This window comes from Alphaproteobacteria bacterium, assembly GCA_037200005.1.
GTDB lineage: Bacteria > Pseudomonadota > Alphaproteobacteria > UBA9219 > RFNS01 > JBBCGY01.
This window is the reverse complement of the sequence record JBBCGY010000001.1, coordinates 1,102,011-1,118,741: the sequence shown is the minus strand read 5'-3', so window position 1 is coordinate 1,118,741 and position 16,731 is coordinate 1,102,011. Positions and strand designations below refer to the sequence as shown.

Genomic DNA, 16,731 nt, shown 5'->3' with positions numbered 1-16,731 from the left:
CTAAGATCATGATTTGCTTGATTTTCCATGGCTATGTCTCAGCCGCAGAAATTATCCTTTATCCGCCGTCTGTCCCAGATCGGGACGCTGCTCGGCACATGGTCGGGCGGCGTCAAAGTGGGATCGGACAAGTTCGGCAATGTTTACTACCGCTCCCGGCGCAAGGAGCCGGGCAGGCGCGAACGGCGCTGGGTGATCTATGCCGGAGAGCCGGAGGCCAGCAAAGTGCCGCCGGAATGGCATGGCTGGCTGCATCACACGATGCAGGAGCCGATATTGGACACAAGCCCGTTCCACAAGCCCTGGCAAAAGCCCCACGAGCCAAATTTGACCGGCACGGCGGGCGCTTATTTTCCTCCCGGTCATCCTTCGCAAGGAAGCCGCCGCGCTGCCGCGACGGGCGATTACGAGGCGTGGAAGCCGGAAGAATAATTGCCGGCGGAAGATGGTTGTCATGCACCGGTTTGAATTATAAGTTGTCGTTCCGGGTTCGCGCCTGAAGAGGGCGTGACGGAATGATAAAACGGTAAAAAGACTTAGAGGACGGAGTTCAACTTATGGGCCGCAATATTATCGAAACCGTGCTTGGCGCCGTGGTGTTGCTGGCGGCGGGATTTTTTCTGACCTTTGCGTTCAAGAGCGCGGATCTCAACAAGGTGAAAGGCTATACCGTCACCGCCAATTTCCCGCGCGCCGACGGCCTTAAAACCGGCGGGGACGTCATGATCAACGGCGTCAAGGTCGGCACGATCATGGGGCAGGAATTGATGACCGAGCCGGGCCGGAATCAATTCATGGTCAAGGTCACCATGTCCATCGCCGATAATGTTCTTCTCCCCACCGATACGGTGGGCGTGATCGCCAACGAAAGCCTGCTGGGCGGACGTTATCTGTCGCTGGAAATCGGCGTCGAGGAAGACAATATCAAGACCGACGGCACCGGACGCATTACGCATACTCAGCCCCCCATCAGGCTCGACGATCTCATTGGGCAATTGGTCTTTGGCGGCAAGGGCGGCGATAAGAAATCTGCACCTGCCGGTAACCCCGCTTCTACATCGTCTGATGTTCCTCCGCCGCCGAATGACGCGGCGGCTAAAATCGATCTGCCGGAACATCCGTGATCCGTGTAGAGCATTCCCCGATTAGGTTGGAGCAGGCTTTGAGGCCGGGGAATGCTCTACGTATTGGTTTGTCGAGCAGATTCACGCGAACGGTTGGCGGTAAAAAGGCGCCAAGCTTGTCGCGATCTGCTCTAAGCATTATCGCTGCCATTTTGTTGAGTGTCGCCGCGCCCGCGTCGGCGCGGACGATGGAGCCATACGATACTGCGGTGCTGCGCTTGCTCGACAAGGTCACGGCGCGGGTGGAGCAGATCGAATTACCGGTCGGCAAGCCGTATAGTTTCGGCCGGATGCAGATCGAAGTGCGCAGCTGCCAGACCGCGCCGCCGGAAGAAACACCGGAATCCGCCGTATTCATGGTCATCAGCGAGATCAAGCCCGGCGAGCCGGAAATCATGCTGTTTCGCGGCTGGATGTTCGCGTCCAACCCGGCGCTCAGCGCGCTCGAGCATCCGCTTTACGATGTCTGGGTCATATCGTGCAAGAATGCCATCGCGGCTTCGTCGAGCACGCCGCCCGCGCCGTCGGTGCCCGTGCCGGATATGCCGCCCGAAAAATCTCCGGAAAACTCGCCCAAAAACTCACACTGAAGCGATAAAGCATTCCGCAGCCGCTCATGATAGTCGGCGCGGCTGATTTCCGTCGCGCCGAATTGGCGCAGATGCGGCGTCATGAATTGAGCGTCGAATAACGCATAGCCCTGCCGCCGCAGCAGCGCGGCCAGATAGACGAGGCAGATTTTGCTGGCGTCGGTCGCAGTGCTGAACATGCTTTCGCCGAAGAACGCGCCGCCGATGCTGACGCCATAGATGCCGCCTGCCAGCCGTCCGTCCCGCCAGGCTTCGAGGCTGTGGGCATGGCCTTGCCGGTGAAGCGCGGTATAAAGTCCGGCGATCTCCTCATTGATCCAGGTTCGCCCGCGTTTCATCGCCGCGTTCGGGGCGGCGCAGGCGGCGATCACGGCGGAGAAATCGCGGTCGGCGGTTATGCGGTACGGGCGCTTGCGGATCGTTCGCGCCAGGCGGCCCGGCACATGGAATCGATCGAGCGGCAGGACGGCGCGTTCAGGCGGATCGTACCAGAAGAGTTCCGTGGCCGACGCATCCTCCGCCATCGGAAAAATCCCGGCCCGATAGGCGCGGAGAAGAATTTCCGGGGTGATGGCAGTCATACTTTACTGCTTCGCCAGAAACTTCTCCAGCCAATGAATGTCGTAATCGCCATTGATGAAATCCGCCTGGGCGATGATGCTTTGATGCAGCGGAAGCGTGGTTTCGATTCCGCCGATGACGAACTCCTCGAGGCAGCGCTTGAGGCGCAGCAGGCATTCGTTGCGCGTCGAGCCATGCACGATCAGCTTGGCGATCATGCTGTCGTAATAAGGCGGGATTTTATAGCCGTCGTAAATGGCGCTGTCGACGCGAACGCCTAGTCCTCCGGGCGCGTGATAGCCCGCGATCTTGCCGGGCGAGGGGAGGAAGGTCTTCGGGTTCTCGGCGTTGATCCGGCATTCGATGGAGTGGCCGTTGATCTTGATGTCGCTTTGCTTGACGCTGATCGGCATGCCGGCGGCGACGCGGATCTGCTCGCGCACGAGGTCGACGCCGGTCACCATTTCGGTGATGGTATGCTCGATCTGCAGCCGCGTATTCATTTCGATGAAATAGAATTTACCGTTCTCGAACAGGAATTCCATCGTGCCGACGCCGCGATAGCCTAGCCTGGCGACGACGCTCGCGGCCAGTTCGCCGATATATTGGCGCTGATCGGCGTTGAGTCCGGGCGAGGGGGCTTCCTCGACGACTTTCTGGTGCTTGCGCTGGATCGAGCAATCGCGTTCGTAGAAATGCACGGCATTGCCGTGCGTGTCGCCCAGCAATTGCACCTCGATATGGCGCGGATGCACCAGGTATTTTTCCATATAGACTTCGTCGTTGCCGAAGGCGGCGCGCGCTTCGCTCCGCGCCAATTGATAGGATTCCTTCAACTCCATGTCGTTGAAGGCAACCTTCATGCCCTTGCCGCCACCGCCGGCCGCCGCCTTGATCAGAACCGGATAGCCGATCTTCCGTGCCGTCGCGCTGGCGTCTTCCAGGCTGGACAGAGAGCCCGCCGATCCCGGCACCGTGGGCAGGCCGAGTTCCATGACGGTCTTCTTCGCCGTCACCTTGTCGCCCATCATGCGAATATGTTCGGGAGTCGGGCCGATGAAGGCGAAGCCATGCTCTTCGACCATTTCGGCGAATTGCGCGTTCTCCGACATGAAGCCGATGCCGGGATGAACGGCGTCCGCGCCGGTAATGGAGGCGGCGGTGAGGATCGCCGGAATGTTGAGATAGCTTTCCTTGGCGCTGGGCGGGCCGATGCAGACGCTTTCGTCGGCGAAGCGGACATGCATCGCGCTTTCGTCGGCGGTGGAATGCACGGCCACGGTGCGGATTCCCATCTCGCGGCAGGCGCGCACGATGCGCAGCGCGACTTCTCCGCGATTGGCGATCAGGATTTTTTCGAACACTCGTTGTTCCTAAGCAATAATCATTAAGGCTTCGCCGAATTCCACCGGCATGGCGTCGCCCACGAAAATTTCTTTGACTATGCCCGTGATCGTGGCCTTGATCGGATTCATGACTTTCATCGCCTCGACGATCAGCAGCGTGTCGCCCGGCTTGACCCGGTCGCCGACTTTCACGAAAGGCGGGCCGCCGGGATCGGGAGAGAGATAGACCGTGCCTACCATCGGCGAGGTGACGGCGTTGGCATGGCCCGATGGTGCGGTGGGCGCGGGAGGCGACGATACGGTTTCGCCAGCCGGGACTTGGATGGCAGGGCCGCCGGCGACGCCTTGCATAACCGGGGGAGAACGCATCAGCCGGATGCGCTGTTCTCCTTCGGCATACTCGATCTCGTTCATGCCGGTTTCCTTCAGGAGTCCGGCGAGTTTGCGGACCATGTCCGCGTCAACGTCAAATTTGGTCATTAATTCAAGTCCCGTTCTTTAAGCAATGCACGGCGGCGCGTATCGCCAGACTATAGCCTTCCGCGCCTAAACCGCAAATAACTCCGCGCGCCGCCCGTGAAATATAACTCGAGTGCCGGAATTCTTCGCGGCGATATATGTTGCTGAGGTGAACCTCGATAACCGGCAGCCCGCATGAGCCCAGCGCGTCCATGAGCGCGATCGACGTATGGCTGTAGCCGGCGGCGTTGATGACAACGGCTTGGTGCTTTTTCGCCGCACCCTGAATCCAGTCGATCAGTTCGCCTTCGTGATTGCTCTGGCGGAAGTCGGCGCTTGCGCCCAGCTCCTTGGCGGTCTTCGCGCAAAGCACGGCAATATCGGCAAGCGTCGCGGTGCCGTATATCTCCGGTTCGCGCTGGCCGAGCAGGTTGAGATTGGGGCCGTTCAGTACAAGTACCGAAACGGCGCCGCGCTGCTTTTTGCTCATAATTCTAACCCGAACGAAGCGAGCGTATTATTTCTTGGCCTGGCTGGCGCGGATATCGGCCACCATTTTTTTGAGGTCTTCAAGCGGCAAAGCGCCCGGACGGGTTTCTTCGCCGATCAGGAACATCGGAGTTCCGCGCACGCCGAGATCAACGCCCAGCTGGCGGTTGGTGGCGATCATTTCATCGATATGCTTGTCGGCCATGTCCTTTTTCAGCATGACGGCATCAAGCCCGTTCTTCTTGGCGATATCCATGATGACCGATTCGTTGAACTGAGTGGGCTGCTTCATCAATGCATCATGCATCTTGTCGAATTTCTTTTGCTTGATGCTGGCCAGCGCCGCCCGCGCGGCCAAAACGGAGCCGTCGCCCAAGATCGGAAATTCCTTGGCGATGAAGCGGATGTTTTTGTCCTGGGCCAAAAGCTTGACGACAGCCTCATGGGCCTGTTTGCAGAAGTGGCATTGATAATCGTAAAATTCGACGATCGTTACGTCGCCCTTGGGATTGCCGAGGATGGGGTCTTCAGGATTATTGAAGATCCTGTCTTTAGATTCGGAAACGGCCGTCTTCGACTGCTGGAATTGTTTGGATTGTTCCCGCTGCTGGACGGTCTGGAACGCCTTGACGATAATATCGGGCTCTTTTTCCGTCAGCAGTTTGCGCACCACATCCTCGACAGCGGACTCTTGCGCCGGGGACAACGCATCTGCCGGCGCGGCGGCGGCTTGCGCCGGAGCGGCTGCTGGAGCCGGAGCAGCCGCAGCCGGCTCTTCGGCATACACCGCCGGCGCCGAAAACATGGCAAAGCACAGGATACCAAGAAGAATCTTTTGCATGGCGGAACTCCGGGAATTGATGAGGAACATATCGAGATTAACGCGAAATAGAGCAGGGCTGCAAGACCAAGTCAATCATCCTTCTTTTCTTTAGCCAAGCGGATATCCTGCGCCCGCACCCAGTAAGGCGAGCTCGGCGGCAGCAATTTGGATGCTTGTTCCGCCAGTTTTTTGCGCTTCGTCCGGCGCATCGTGAGCCAAAGCCTCTTCGGCTAGCGCATAGGTTGCCATGCCGCGATAAATCTTGTCGCCGCCGATTTCCGCTTTGCGTCCCCATGCCGTCGCAAGCGAACGCCATGTGGAAGGCGTATGCGGTTCGATCCGCACCGATTCCTGCAAGTGAGTCACCGATTCATCGAGGTCCGCCGCCGCGTTGCTTTGCAATAAAGCGTTACCGAAGGCCGCTTGCAGCAGGGCCGAAGCGGGAAGCAGCGTGACGGAACGCCTATAGGCCGCGATCGATTCCGGAATCCGGCTGTTTTCGTAAAGCATCTGGCCGCGCAACTCATGGAAGAATGGATTGTCCGGTTCTTCCCGGATCAGGGTGTCGGTAAGCGCCAGGGCTTTGTCCAGCCGGTTGGTGCGATAGAGGGCGATGGCGCGGGCATAGCGGGCGGTCAGGCGCGGATCGCGGTCGGTGAAGCGCAAAAGCGCGTTCTCCGGCTGAAGAAATCCCAGCAGCTTTGCCTTGATCCGCGCATGCATGTCGTCATATTCGGCGGGCAGCTTCTTGCTCGTCAGCGGCGAATGCTCGACATGTTCCGCGATGGCATTGACCCTGTCCTGAGTCAAAGGGTGGGTGCGGACGAATTCTTCCTGCCGGTCGTTCGGCATGTATTCTTGGCCTTTCAGCTTTCTCATGAATTCGAGCATGCCTCGCGATGAAAATCCGGCATCGTCGAGGAAGTGCATTCCGGCGGCGTCGGCGGTGCCTTCCTGCGCCCGGCTGAAGCTGAAGAAGTTGCGGGCCGCAAGCTCCTGCGCGCCGCCCAGCGCCCCCATGCCCGCCTGGGCGTTTTTGGATAGAATCCCGGCGGCCAATCCGGCGATCATCCCCAAAATAGCGCCGGTGGAAGCGTTACGCATCGCCTCGGTGCCGCGCACCAGATGCCCTCCGGCGATATGGCCAAGCTCGTGCGCGATGACGCCGACCAATTGGCTGGGATTATCCGTGTATTGCAAAAGTCCGGTATAGATGAACAGATTCATCCCGCCCGCGACGAAGGCATTGACGTTGTTATCTTGGATCAAAACAAAATTGACCGCGTCGGGATCGAGCGAGGCCGCCCGCATCAGCGGCGTCACCATCGTCCGTATATCGTATTCGATCTCGGCGTCGCGGATGTAGGAAAGCTGCGGCGCTTGCTGGGCCCAGGCGGGCAAGGGGGGAAGAAGCAGGGCAATGAGCGCGACGATAGCGAATAGAATCCGGCCGCGTTGTTGCGCCATGATTCCATGTGGAGAAAGTGGGGAGAGTCGCGCCGTCATTGCGCGTCCATATTTATTTATGGTTTGCCGGTCAGTCGCCGCCACCACCCTGCCTTGGGCTGATCCGGCAACTGATTGACCATTTCATAGGACGGGGAAGAAGTATTCGCTTCGCGCGGCGTCGTATCAAGCTCGTGGATGCTGAGCGGGATAGCGGGCGGCATCGGGCGTGACGGACCGCGCGGCGCTGCTTGAAATGGCATTTCGTGCGGGGAGGCGGCCGGGGCCGCTGCTCCTTCCTGCCAATCGCTGCCGGAGCCTGCTGGACGATCTTCGCGTCCCTCAAACCGATCCCCGCCATGATGACGGCTGCGGCGGCGTCCGCCGCGGCGTCCGCGGCGGCGGCGGCGCGGATCGCCTTCATTGTCGCCATCTGCAGCCTGATCGTCGCCAACGGGACCGTGAGGCTGGATATCGGGAGTTTTTGTCTCGTTATTATCCGGGCTTGGCGCGGGCGCGCTTTCTGCATGCACTCTGCGCGGCCTGTCGTTATTGGAGTGAGGCGGACGGGGGCCTCGCGGCGGACGGCCGCCGCGCCTGCCGCCTGGTTTCTTGTACTCATCCGCCGGTCTCGATTCGTCGCGGAAATCGGGGACGCTCGTATCCGCGGAGATGTCACGGTCTTCGGCCGAGGCCATGACGTCGGCCGTGTTGACCGCAGGCCCGTCCGATTGGTCGCGGCGGGTTTTCGAGCGTTCGATGGTGTAAGTCGACGGCGACAGGTTTTCGTCGCAGTTGAACAGCGCGCGGATGCCATAGCGGGTCTGGATTTCCGCCAGCATTTCCTGCTTCTGGTTGAGAATATAGACAGCGACCTTGGTCGCGAGCGTCACGGCGAAATCCTGGCCGCGATTCTTGATGCCTTCTTCCTCGAGGCCACGCAGCACGGACAGCGCGGCGGAGTCCGTCGCGCGAACATAGCCGAGGCCGGCGCAATGCGGGCATTTCTCGAAATTGGTTTCGAGCAGGCTGGGGCGCAGCCTTTGGCGCGACAGTTCCATCAGGCCGAAATGCGAAATCCGTCCGATCTGCAGCCGGGCGCGATCCGAGCGCATCGATTCTTTAAGCCGCCGCTCCACAGCGGCATTGTTGCGTCCGTCTTCCATATCGATGAAGTCGATGACGACGAGGCCCGCGAGATCGCGCAAGCGCAACTGCCGCGCCGATTCCTCGGCAGCCTCAAGATTGGTCTTGAGCGCGGTTTCCTCGATATGGCGTTCGCGGGTGGCGCGTCCCGAATTCACGTCGATCGAGACCAGCGCTTCGGTGGGATTGATGACCAAATATCCGCCGGAACGCAGCTGGACGACCGGGCTGTGCAGCGCGTCGATCTGGCTTTCGACATGATAGCGGAAGAAAAGAGGGACGCTGGTATCTTCGTATAATTTGACGTTGTCGACGGCGTCGGGAACCATGGTGCGCATGAATTCGCGGGCGCGGTTATAGCCTTCGGTCCCCGCGACCAGAACTTCGCTTATGTCGTTGCCGTAAAGATCACGCAGCGACCGCTTGATCAGATTGGCTTCTTCATAGATCAGCGCGGGCGCGCTCGATTGCAGGGTCTGCTCGCGGATGCTGTTCCAGAGCCGCAGCAAATAATCGAGATCGCGCTGAATATCCGCGATGGATTGCTCCATGCCCGCGGTGCGCAGAATGACCCCCATGCCCTCGGCGACATCGAGCTGGTCGAGGATTTCCTTCATCCGCCGGCGGTCTTGATGATTGGTGATCTTGCGCGATACGCCGCCGCCATGAGCGGTATTCGGCATCAGCACGCAATAGCGTCCGGCAAGAGAAAGATAAGTCGTGAGAGCCGCGCCTTTATTGCCACGCTCTTCCTTGACGACCTGAATCAGCATGACCTGGCGGCGCTTGATGACCTCCTGGATTTTATAATTCGGACGGCGCGGACGGACGAAACGCTCGGGAGCTTGATCGGCGGCTTCCCCGCCGACGACTTCAACGCTTTCGTCCGGGACGGTCAAGGAGATTTCGTTCTCGGCTGCGTCGGCTGCCGGAGGCGGCGGCGCGTCCGAGAAATTGCGAATGAGCGAGTTGTTGGTGTTGTCATCGCCGAAAGTGGGGCCGAAAGCGGGAAGGGGATCGGAAGTTTCCGGGGCTCCGCTTTCCTCGGCCCAACTCATGGACGCTTGCGGAGCCTGATCCGCTTCGGTTTCGTTGGCGCCGCCGCCGTTATCGGCGAAAGCTGCCTTGCCCGGCCCTTCGGTGATAATCGGCGCGTCGGCCAGATCGTCTTCTTCTTCTTCGTCTTCCGAGCGGTCGCCGACGGGAATGCGGTAATAATCGGGATGAATTTCCGAGAAGGCCAGGAAGCCGTGGCGGTTGCCGCCATATTCGACAAAAGCCGCCTGCAGCGAAGGTTCGATACGGATGACCTTCGCGAGGTAGATATTGCCTTTGAGCATTTTGCGGTTGGAAAGCTCGAAATCCAGATCGTCGAGCTTCTGGCCGTCTACAATCGCTACGCGGGTTTCTTCAGGGTGGGTGGCATCCACCAGCATACGCTTCGTCGCCATGTCTTAATCTCTCCCGCCAGCCTGTCGCCATGAGACGTTGGGGAACGTCTGGCGCCATAACCGGCAAATCTGTTGCCGAATAAAAAATTCATTCGGCTGGTTGATGCCACGTGAATCTGTGGCTCGAATTCAGCGCTGACAAATAAATTTACCTGCTTCGCCAATGGCTTAAGGCTTTTATTGTCGCGCAAAAGGCATTTCACCTGAAATGCTGGTACGGATCATAAGCGGTTTTCCCCCTCCGTTACAACTAAAGATTTGAGCCGTTGATTTTGTTAATTATTTTTGCCAAATGATTGTTTGGGTTATTTCTAATCGCGCCCCACATACTAAGAGACCGTCTGAGAAGTCATCAGGCCGCGGCGAAAACTATGCTTTTCGAGAACCGCCGCGCAGCGTATTCAATATACGTGAGCAGCGGAAGCGCAGAAAAGCGTGGTTTGCAGCCCGGCATCATGGCTTTTCAGATGGTCTCTAATGAATATCTCCAGGAGAGTCTAAGGCGGGGGCATGAAGTTTTTTTTGCGCATTGTTTCGGTCGGACTGTTGCTGGGCGTCATTGGCCTGGGAGCGATGTGGTTTACGTTCAGCCAGTATGCCCATAATCTGCCGGACTATAATTTTCTCAAGGATTACCGGCCGCCGATTTTGTCGCGCGTCTATGCCGGAGACGGCCGCCTGCTATCGACGATCGCCGCCGAACAGCGGATTTTCGTTCCTATCGGCGCAATCCCGAAGCGCGTCATCAACGCGTTCATCTCGGCGGAAGACAAGGATTTCTATCATCATCACGGCATCGACTTCCAGGGAGTCGCGCGCGCGGGACTGAATTATTTCGGCAAGGTCGCGCAAGGGAAGCGTCCGGGCGGCGCGTCGACGATCACGCAGCAGGTGACGAAAAACTTCCTGCTGACCAATGAATTATCCTTCGAGCGCAAGATCAAGGAGGCGATCCTCGCGATAAGGCTCGAAGGCGCGCTATCCAAGGACCGGATTCTGGAACTCTATCTGAACGAGATTTTTCTCGGCAACCGCTCTTATGGGGTGGCCGCTGCCGCGCTGAATTATTTCAACCGCTCGCTCGACGAATTGACCGTGGCCGAGGCCGCTTATCTGGCGGCTTTGCCCAAGGCGCCCAACGATTACCACCCGGTTCGCGATTACGAAGCGGCGCTGGGGCGGCGCAATTGGGTCATCGGGCGGATGCTCGAGGATGGCCATATCACCCAGGACGAAGCCCGGCAGGCGCTGGCCGAGCCGCTGGAAATGCGCGGCCGCAATGAGGAAGAAGTCGTGACGGCGGATTATTTCGCCGAAGAGGCCCGCCGCGAACTGGTCGGGCGTTTTGGCGAAAAGGGAGTTCTCGAAGGCGGGCTGGTCGTGCGCGCGAGCCTCGATCCGGAATTTCAAGACTTCGCCACCAAGGCATTGAGGCAGGGGCTGCAGGATTTCGACCGCCGGCAGCGCGGCTATCGCGGGCCGGTCGGGCAGATCAAATCCTTGCAGTCATGGGGCGAGCAGCTTGTCACGGTCGCGCAGCCTCCGGGGAGCGAGGATTGGGAATTGGCCGTGGTGCTGTCGCTTACGAAGGACAAAGCCGAACTCGGCATGCAGAATAAAACCGGCGCGACTATTCCATGGGATGAGATGAAATGGGCGCGCGCCGAGATCGAGGACGGCAAGTTCGGCCCGCCGGTGAAAAAGCCCAGCGACGTGCTCAAGGCCGGCGATGTCGTGTTGGTGGAAGCCGTCGATGAGAAAAAGAACATCTATGCGCTGCGGCAGGTGCCCAAGGTTCAAGGCGCTATCGTCGTCATGAACCCGCATACCGGGCGCGTCTATGCCATGACCGGCGGATTCAGCGCGGGCATCAGCCAGTTCAATCGCGCGATGCAAGCCTATCGCCAGCCGGGATCGGCTTTCAAGCCGTTCGTCTATCTGGCGGCGCTCGATCGCGGGTTCACGCCGTCGAGCCTCGTTCTCGATGCGCCTTTCGCGTATAACCAGGGGCCGGGCCTGCCGCTTTGGAAGCCGGAGAATTACTCGCAGCAATTCTATGGCCCGACTCCCTTACGGGTGGGTTTGGAGAAGTCGCGCAACGTCATGACGGTGCGGCTGGCCAACAGCATCGGCATGCCGCTCATCGTCGATTACGCGAAGAAATTCGGCATCGCCGACGACATGCCGGATTTGCTGTCATTTTCCTTGGGAGCGAAAGAAACGACGCTCATGCGCCTGACGACCGCTTACGCCATGCTGGTGAATGGCGGCAAGAAAATCGCGCCGACTTTGCTCGACCGCGTGCAGGATCGTGACGGCCATACTATCTGGCGGCGCGATAATGCGGTTTGCGACGGCTGCCAGGCCGGGGATCAGAATGGCGACTTTGTTCCTCCGGAAATTCCCGACACCCGCGAGCAAATTGCCGATACGCGCCTTGTCTATCAGGTTGTCTCCATGCTGGAGGGCGTATGCCAGCGTGGCACGGCGGCCAAGCTGCGCGAGCTCGGAAAGCCCGTTGCGGGCAAGACCGGCACGACCAACGAAAGCAAGGATGTCTGGTTTATCGGCTTTACGCCCGATCTGGTCGCGGGCGTGTTCGTCGGCTTCGACGATCCCCAGCCGCTAGGCTCGCATGAAACCGGCGCCAGCATCGCGGTGCCGATCTTCGAGAATTTCATGCGCGACGCGCTGAAGGATCAGCCGGCGACGCCGTTCCGGATTCCGCCGGGCTTGCGCCAGGTTCAGGTGGATGCCGAAACCGGAAGGCTGGCCGACGACAATACGAAGGTGCCGATCTGGGAATCCTATATTCCCGGCACCGAGCCTACGGACGAGCCGCCGCCGGTTCTTGACGGGAGCGTGAATGAAGAAGGTTATGTGGCAAGCGGCGCGAATACGCCGCCGGATATTTCGCATGGAATGCCGCCGGAAACGATCTTGACGGTCATGCCGCCGCCGACACCTGTTCCCGTCGCTATTCCTGTTCCGCCGCCGACCTCCAATAACCCGCCGGTCACGACCGGCACGGGGGGGCTGTATTGAGCGTAGAGGACCGGTCTTCAGTTATCGGCAATGCCGGAATTGCGGAAGCCGCGGGAAGAATCCACGCGCTGGATTCAATACGCGGCATCGCCGCTTTTATCGTGATGCTGTGGCACTGTTTTAATTCCGTCTGCTACGACCAGATGTGGCAAGGGGTGCTCGTGCTGATGAGCCCTTTGCGCATTCTGGTGGATGGGACCGCCGCGGTCGTCGTGTTTTTCGTGCTGAGCGGTTTTGTACTGTCATTGCCGTATTTCGAGGGCAGGCCTCCCCTGTATCGCCATTTCCTTATCCGAAGATTTTGCCGTATCTATTTCCCTTTCGCCGCCGCCATTTTTTTCGCGATCTGCGTCTATGCGGTCGTCGACCGGAATTTTCCCCAAGGAGCAATCTGGCTGAACGGCGATTTTCCCGCGCTTTATATTCCGCCTTCTTTCGCGGTAACGCCGGAGATGGTTATCCGGCATTTATTGATGATCGGGTATTCCATGGATGTGGTGCTGGATGTGCCGATGTGGTCCCTGATTCATGAAGTGAGGATTTCTTTGATCCTGCCTTTGCTGGTCATGGCTTGCCGCCATCGATGGCTGGGATTTGCGCTGGTCGCGGGCCTGACGGTCGTAACATCATCCATCGATTGGCGGCAAATCGACGAGTTCATCGTTTTTCCGACCGATCCGCTGACCGTCTTTTCATCGGCTTTCGCGACAGCCTTTTGTCTTCCATATTTTCTCTGGGGAATATTGCTGGCGAAACATCGCCGCCATATCGCGTCAATCCTGGCGCGGCTCTCTCATGCCAAACTGACCTTATTGTGGACAGTCGTCGCGGTTATTTTCTTTCTGTATAACACTCATGATAAAAGGACGCTTCTTTCTCTGGCTGCAACAATGCTGATCGCGCTGACGTTATCCTCGCCCACGGCGTCGTCAGTGCTGCGGCGGCGAGTTTTTCAATGGCTGGGACGGATATCCTATAGCCTCTATCTGCTTCACATTCCGGTGCTCTTCGCCGCCATTCATATTTTGCATGCATATTTGCCGTGGGGGATCGTGCTGACGATCGGATGCGCCGGGTCCTTGCTGGCGGCGACGGCGATGTGCGCTCTGGTGGAGGTTCCCTCCATCCGGCTGGGCAAGAAATTGACGGGGCTCGGCGGGATCAGGCCCCGGCGGCCTCCTGAAACGCCCTGAAAGCCCGTATGTGAAGCTGTGGCTCGTGAACGCGCAGGATATCGACGCCTTTATCTGCCAGCCGCAGCGACAGTCCGATGCTTTCCGGATCGCGTTGTTCCGCTTTAAGATTATTCCATAAGATCATGAAAGATTTGCGCGAATGCCCGGCGAGAATCCTCACGGGAAGATCGAGGAAGCTTTCGATCCCTTGCAGCAAGGCAAGCGATTGGCTGGGTGTTTTGCCGAAGCCGATGCCCGGATCGAAGATGATGCGGTCAAGGCCTATGCCGAGCCGCGAAAGGCTTTCCAGCTTTTCCAGCGCCCAGACACGCACCGCTTCGACGGGATCTCGGTTCTCGTCCAGCACCTGATTCTTATCGGCAGGAATCGAAAGGCTGTGCATGAGGACATATTGGCACGAACCTCCCTGGAGAATTTTGCCCATGGCGGGATCGCTGAGGCCGCCGACATCGTTGATGATATCCGCTCCCATGGCGAGCGCCCGCGCCGCCGTCGCCGCGTGGCGCGTATCGACGCTGATCCATGGGCGGAACAGGCGGCCCGCATAGCGGTCGCGCAGCAGGTGAAGCGCGGGTTCCAGCCGCGACCATTCCTCGTCCGGCGCAATGTGCCGCGCGCCGGGCCGCGTGGACTCGCCGCCGAGATCGAAAATCTGCACCCCGGCGCTATCCCATGCGGCTATTCTTTGGCGCAGCTCGGCCTCGTCCGCCAATTCGCCGCCATCCGAAAAAGAATCCGGTGTCAGGTTGAGAATGCCCATCCACAGCGGCGCATGGCCGGGCAATTCGCGCGCGCGCTTGAGAACGGTCTCGGCGTGTCCCGGCAATCGCAGTCCGGGCGCGAGATGCTTAAGCGGATCGAGAACGAAACTTCGTCCCCAAATTCCGGCATGAGGAACGACTAGATGAGGATCGCCGATGGTCTGATCGCCGAAAACCAGAAGATCGAGGTCGATAATACGCGGCGCCCATCGGAGCGCTGCGGCGCGGCCAAGCCCGGTTTCGATATGCTGGAGCGATTGCAGAAGTTCCTGGGGGCTTCCCGCCCAGTCCATGGCGGCGACGGCATTGAGATAGGGAATTCTCCAGCCATCAGGCGCGTCTTCCGGCACCATGGCAGGCGTCTCGAATACCGGCGACGCGCGAAAATTTGCTGCGCGCGGCAAGGCTCGAAGCGCCTGCGCGGCGCTTTCCAGATTGCCTTTGCGATCTCCCAGATTGGTGCCGAGGCCGATCGTGCATTTCACAGCGATTAAGCGGCGGCCATCTGCCGGTCGCCATGCACGTCGCTCAGGAAATCCCACAAGGCCGTGGCGGCTTCCTTGGCGGCGCTGGCGGCTTCCTGCTTCTGCTTTTCGGGCAGGCTGTCCAGGATATTTTTCAGGACATGGCGGTGATGCACGTCGGCGGTCTTGTGAACCTCGAAGAACTGCAGCGTCTTTTCGTCGGTAACGCCGTACTGCTCCTGCAAGCCCTTGATCTTGGATTCCGCGACTTCCGGCACTTGCGCTTCATAGGCGTACAGCGCGCCAAGGCCTTCGTGGAACGAGGAGCGCGCATGACGGAAAAATGTGTCCATGACGTTCTTGATCGCGGGGCGCGCCTCGGCGCTTTCGGCGTCCTCGCGCGACGCGCCCATGCCTTCGGCGAATTGTAGCCAGAGATCGGGATGCGACGTGCCGTAGGTCACGCCTTCTTCGTCATTCAGGTTTTCCAGAATCTCGCGGCGGTGCTGCGCATTCTCGCAGTTGGAATGGATCGCGCCCAGATAGCGCGGAAACGCGTCGACATGCTTGTAATACTGGCAGGCGTAATCCTTGAGCTGATCCTGCGTGATCTTGCCTTCCATCCAGTCGCGATAAAACGGATGCTTCAAGAGGTGAAGGGCGTCGAGCTGGGCGGCGAAGATGTCTGTGGTCATGGCGCTATCCTTTGCTTGGGCGGGAGCGAAAACCTAAGCCAAGTTGCCGATAAAATCAATCCTGCGTGCTTACCGGGGGAATATGCGTATGGCCGCGGGCGACCGGCGTCAGGCCGGTCAGTTTTTCGAGAACGGCGATCCTGTCGTCGATAGAGGGATGCGTGGAGAAAAGGCCGAAGAATCCGGCAAAAGTGGGAGGATTCTCGATGAACATCTGGCGCACGTCGGCGGCGACTTGCGGCATCGCGGCATTGCCGGAGATTTTACGCAGCGCGCCGATCATGGCTTCGGGATCATGCGTGAGATCGACCGAGCCCGCATCGGCCATGTATTCCCGCCGCCTTGAAAGCGCCAGACGCAGCAGCAGGGCAAGAAGATTGCCGATGAGCAAGAAGACGCCCGCGACGAGTATGATGACGAGCACCCCGCCGCCGCGCTTTCCATTGCCGCGAGGGCGGTTGAAGCGCATGCTCCGCCACAGCATATGGGAGAGGAATGAGATCATGCCCGCGAAGACGATGGTCACGACCAGCAGCCGCACGTCGCGATTGATGATATGGGTCAGTTCATGCGCGAGGACGGCGGACAGTTCCCGTTCGTCCAGCGCCTGGAGAATTCCGGACGTGACGGTGATCGCATAACTTCTTCGATCGATGCCGGTTGCGAAGGCGTTCAAGGCCGGCGTTTCGATGATATAGAGCTTGGGCATTTGCATGCCGCGCGAGATGCAGAGATTCTCGAGAATATTATACAGGCCCGGCGCTTCCTGGCGCGATACGGGCCGCGCGCCGGTCGAGGCCCGCAGCAAAGCGCCATGGAAGAAATAGCCGAGCGCGGTCCATGCCACGGAAATCCCGACGACCCACGGCCACGATCCGATGACGATCAGATTGGCCAGCTGGAGCGGCGTTACGCCGCCGCCGGGCATGTCGAGACCCAGGAAACGAGGGGGAAGAAAAAGCTGCCCGTCGCTGACGATCTCGTCCGTGGAAAAATTGACGAGAATTTCGCCGGAGACAAAAACGATGCCCCAAAGCAAAAGCACCAGCATCGCCGGAAACATCGCCAGCAGCAGGAGCGATTTGAGATTGTTGTTCCATCGCCATGTGGAAAGGCCGACGGTGCCGAGGAGCAT

The 16,731-nt window shown here is 59.3% G+C and carries 14 protein-coding genes and 1 pseudogene; 5 read left to right on the top strand and 10 right to left on the bottom strand.

The features are described 5' to 3' along the window. The first annotated feature begins 33 nt into the window (after positions 1-33). The 3 genes and pseudogenes from WDO70_05800 to WDO70_05790 all read left to right on the top strand — a co-directional run bounded on the left by WDO70_05800 (position 34) and on the right by WDO70_05790 (position 1,546). Positions 34-432 (top strand): NADH:ubiquinone oxidoreductase subunit NDUFA12, encoded by a 399-nt coding sequence (locus tag WDO70_05800; GenBank protein MEJ0062713.1) that lies wholly within the window; start codon positions 34-36, stop codon positions 430-432. Positions 433-557: 125 nt separating this feature from the next. Further along, positions 558-1,124 carry an outer membrane lipid asymmetry maintenance protein MlaD gene (locus tag WDO70_05795; protein ID MEJ0062712.1) on the top strand — a complete coding sequence of 189 codons (567 nt, stop codon included), beginning with the start codon at positions 558-560 and terminating at the stop codon, positions 1,122-1,124. Between the two features lie 188 nt (positions 1,125-1,312). Further along, a pseudogene (locus WDO70_05790) lies at positions 1,313-1,546 on the top strand (DUF2155 domain-containing protein). Positions 1,547-1,581: 35 nt separating this feature from the next. On the opposite strand, the gene aat reads toward WDO70_05790, so the two are convergent. The 7 genes from aat to WDO70_05755 all read right to left on the bottom strand — a co-directional run bounded on the left by aat (position 1,582) and on the right by WDO70_05755 (position 9,435). Then, a complete protein-coding gene (gene aat, locus WDO70_05785; protein MEJ0062711.1) occupies positions 1,582-2,295 on the bottom strand; it encodes a leucyl/phenylalanyl-tRNA--protein transferase in 714 nt (237 codons plus the stop codon). 3 nt (positions 2,296-2,298) lie between these two features. Then, positions 2,299-3,639, bottom strand: coding sequence for an acetyl-CoA carboxylase biotin carboxylase subunit (gene accC, locus WDO70_05780; GenBank protein ID MEJ0062710.1), 1,341 nt, complete (start codon positions 3,637-3,639; stop codon positions 2,299-2,301). A gap of 9 nt (positions 3,640-3,648) precedes the next feature. Continuing rightward, positions 3,649-4,101: an acetyl-CoA carboxylase biotin carboxyl carrier protein gene (gene accB / locus WDO70_05775; GenBank protein MEJ0062709.1), complete on the bottom strand. Its 453-nt coding sequence runs from the start codon at positions 4,099-4,101 to the stop codon at positions 3,649-3,651. Between the two features lie 4 nt (positions 4,102-4,105). Next, on the bottom strand, positions 4,106-4,570 hold the full coding sequence (gene aroQ, locus WDO70_05770) for a type II 3-dehydroquinate dehydratase (GenBank protein ID MEJ0062708.1): 465 nt from the start codon (positions 4,568-4,570) through the stop codon (positions 4,106-4,108). A gap of 27 nt (positions 4,571-4,597) precedes the next feature. Beyond that, the gene (locus tag WDO70_05765) at positions 4,598-5,410 is read right to left on the bottom strand and encodes a DsbA family protein (protein MEJ0062707.1); all 813 of its coding nucleotides are present in this window, start codon (positions 5,408-5,410) and stop codon (positions 4,598-4,600) included. 90 nt (positions 5,411-5,500) lie between these two features. Next, entirely contained in the window at positions 5,501-6,859 is a 1,359-nt protein-coding gene (locus tag WDO70_05760) for a M48 family metalloprotease (protein MEJ0062706.1), read from the bottom strand. A gap of 56 nt (positions 6,860-6,915) precedes the next feature. Beyond that, positions 6,916-9,435, bottom strand: a complete 2,520-nt coding sequence (locus WDO70_05755; protein ID MEJ0062705.1) for a ribonuclease E/G — start codon at positions 9,433-9,435, stop codon at positions 6,916-6,918. Between the two features lie 510 nt (positions 9,436-9,945). On the opposite strand from WDO70_05755, the gene WDO70_05750 reads away from it, so the two are divergent. Together WDO70_05750 and WDO70_05745 are read left to right on the top strand one after the other, a co-directional pair. Next, positions 9,946-12,480 (top strand): penicillin-binding protein 1A, encoded by a 2,535-nt coding sequence (locus tag WDO70_05750; protein MEJ0062704.1) that lies wholly within the window; start codon positions 9,946-9,948, stop codon positions 12,478-12,480. Next, positions 12,477-13,673, top strand: coding sequence for an acyltransferase (locus tag WDO70_05745; GenBank protein MEJ0062703.1), 1,197 nt, complete (start codon positions 12,477-12,479; stop codon positions 13,671-13,673). Before WDO70_05750 ends, WDO70_05745 begins: the two co-directional genes overlap by 4 nt. Here WDO70_05745 and folP read toward each other — a convergent pair. The 3 genes from folP to WDO70_05730 are packed head-to-tail and all read right to left on the bottom strand — an operon-like array spanning position 13,642 to position 16,731. Then, on the bottom strand, positions 13,642-14,922 hold the full coding sequence (folP, locus tag WDO70_05740; protein MEJ0062702.1) for a dihydropteroate synthase: 1,281 nt from the start codon (positions 14,920-14,922) through the stop codon (positions 13,642-13,644). The two genes, WDO70_05745 and folP, sit on opposite strands and share 32 nt — an antisense overlap. A gap of 5 nt (positions 14,923-14,927) precedes the next feature. Next, a complete protein-coding gene (locus WDO70_05735) occupies positions 14,928-15,596 on the bottom strand; it encodes a CADD family putative folate metabolism protein (protein MEJ0062701.1) in 669 nt (222 codons plus the stop codon). A 55-nt stretch (positions 15,597-15,651) separates the two neighbouring features. Beyond that, positions 15,652-16,731 (bottom strand): M48 family metallopeptidase, encoded by a 1,080-nt coding sequence (locus WDO70_05730; GenBank protein MEJ0062700.1) that lies wholly within the window; start codon positions 16,729-16,731, stop codon positions 15,652-15,654.

Coding starts and splice junctions, on each gene's coding strand:
- WDO70_05760 (MEJ0062706.1), bottom strand. CDS start 6,859: ATGGCGCAACAACGCGGCCGGATTCTATTCGCTATCGTCGCGCTCATT.
- WDO70_05750 (MEJ0062704.1), top strand. CDS start 9,946: ATGAAGTTTTTTTTGCGCATTGTTTCGGTCGGACTGTTGCTGGGCGTC.
- aat (MEJ0062711.1), bottom strand. CDS start 2,295: ATGACTGCCATCACCCCGGAAATTCTTCTCCGCGCCTATCGGGCCGGG.
- aroQ (MEJ0062708.1), bottom strand. CDS start 4,570: ATGAGCAAAAAGCAGCGCGGCGCCGTTTCGGTACTTGTACTGAACGGC.
- WDO70_05755 (MEJ0062705.1), bottom strand. CDS start 9,435: ATGGCGACGAAGCGTATGCTGGTGGATGCCACCCACCCTGAAGAAACC.
- WDO70_05765 (MEJ0062707.1), bottom strand. CDS start 5,410: ATGCAAAAGATTCTTCTTGGTATCCTGTGCTTTGCCATGTTTTCGGCG.
- accB (MEJ0062709.1), bottom strand. CDS start 4,101: ATGACCAAATTTGACGTTGACGCGGACATGGTCCGCAAACTCGCCGGA.
- WDO70_05800 (MEJ0062713.1), top strand. CDS start 34: ATGTCTCAGCCGCAGAAATTATCCTTTATCCGCCGTCTGTCCCAGATC.
- WDO70_05735 (MEJ0062701.1), bottom strand. CDS start 15,596: ATGACCACAGACATCTTCGCCGCCCAGCTCGACGCCCTTCACCTCTTG.
- WDO70_05795 (MEJ0062712.1), top strand. CDS start 558: ATGGGCCGCAATATTATCGAAACCGTGCTTGGCGCCGTGGTGTTGCTG.
- WDO70_05730 (MEJ0062700.1), bottom strand. CDS start 16,731: ATGCTCCTCGGCACCGTCGGCCTTTCCACATGGCGATGGAACAACAAT.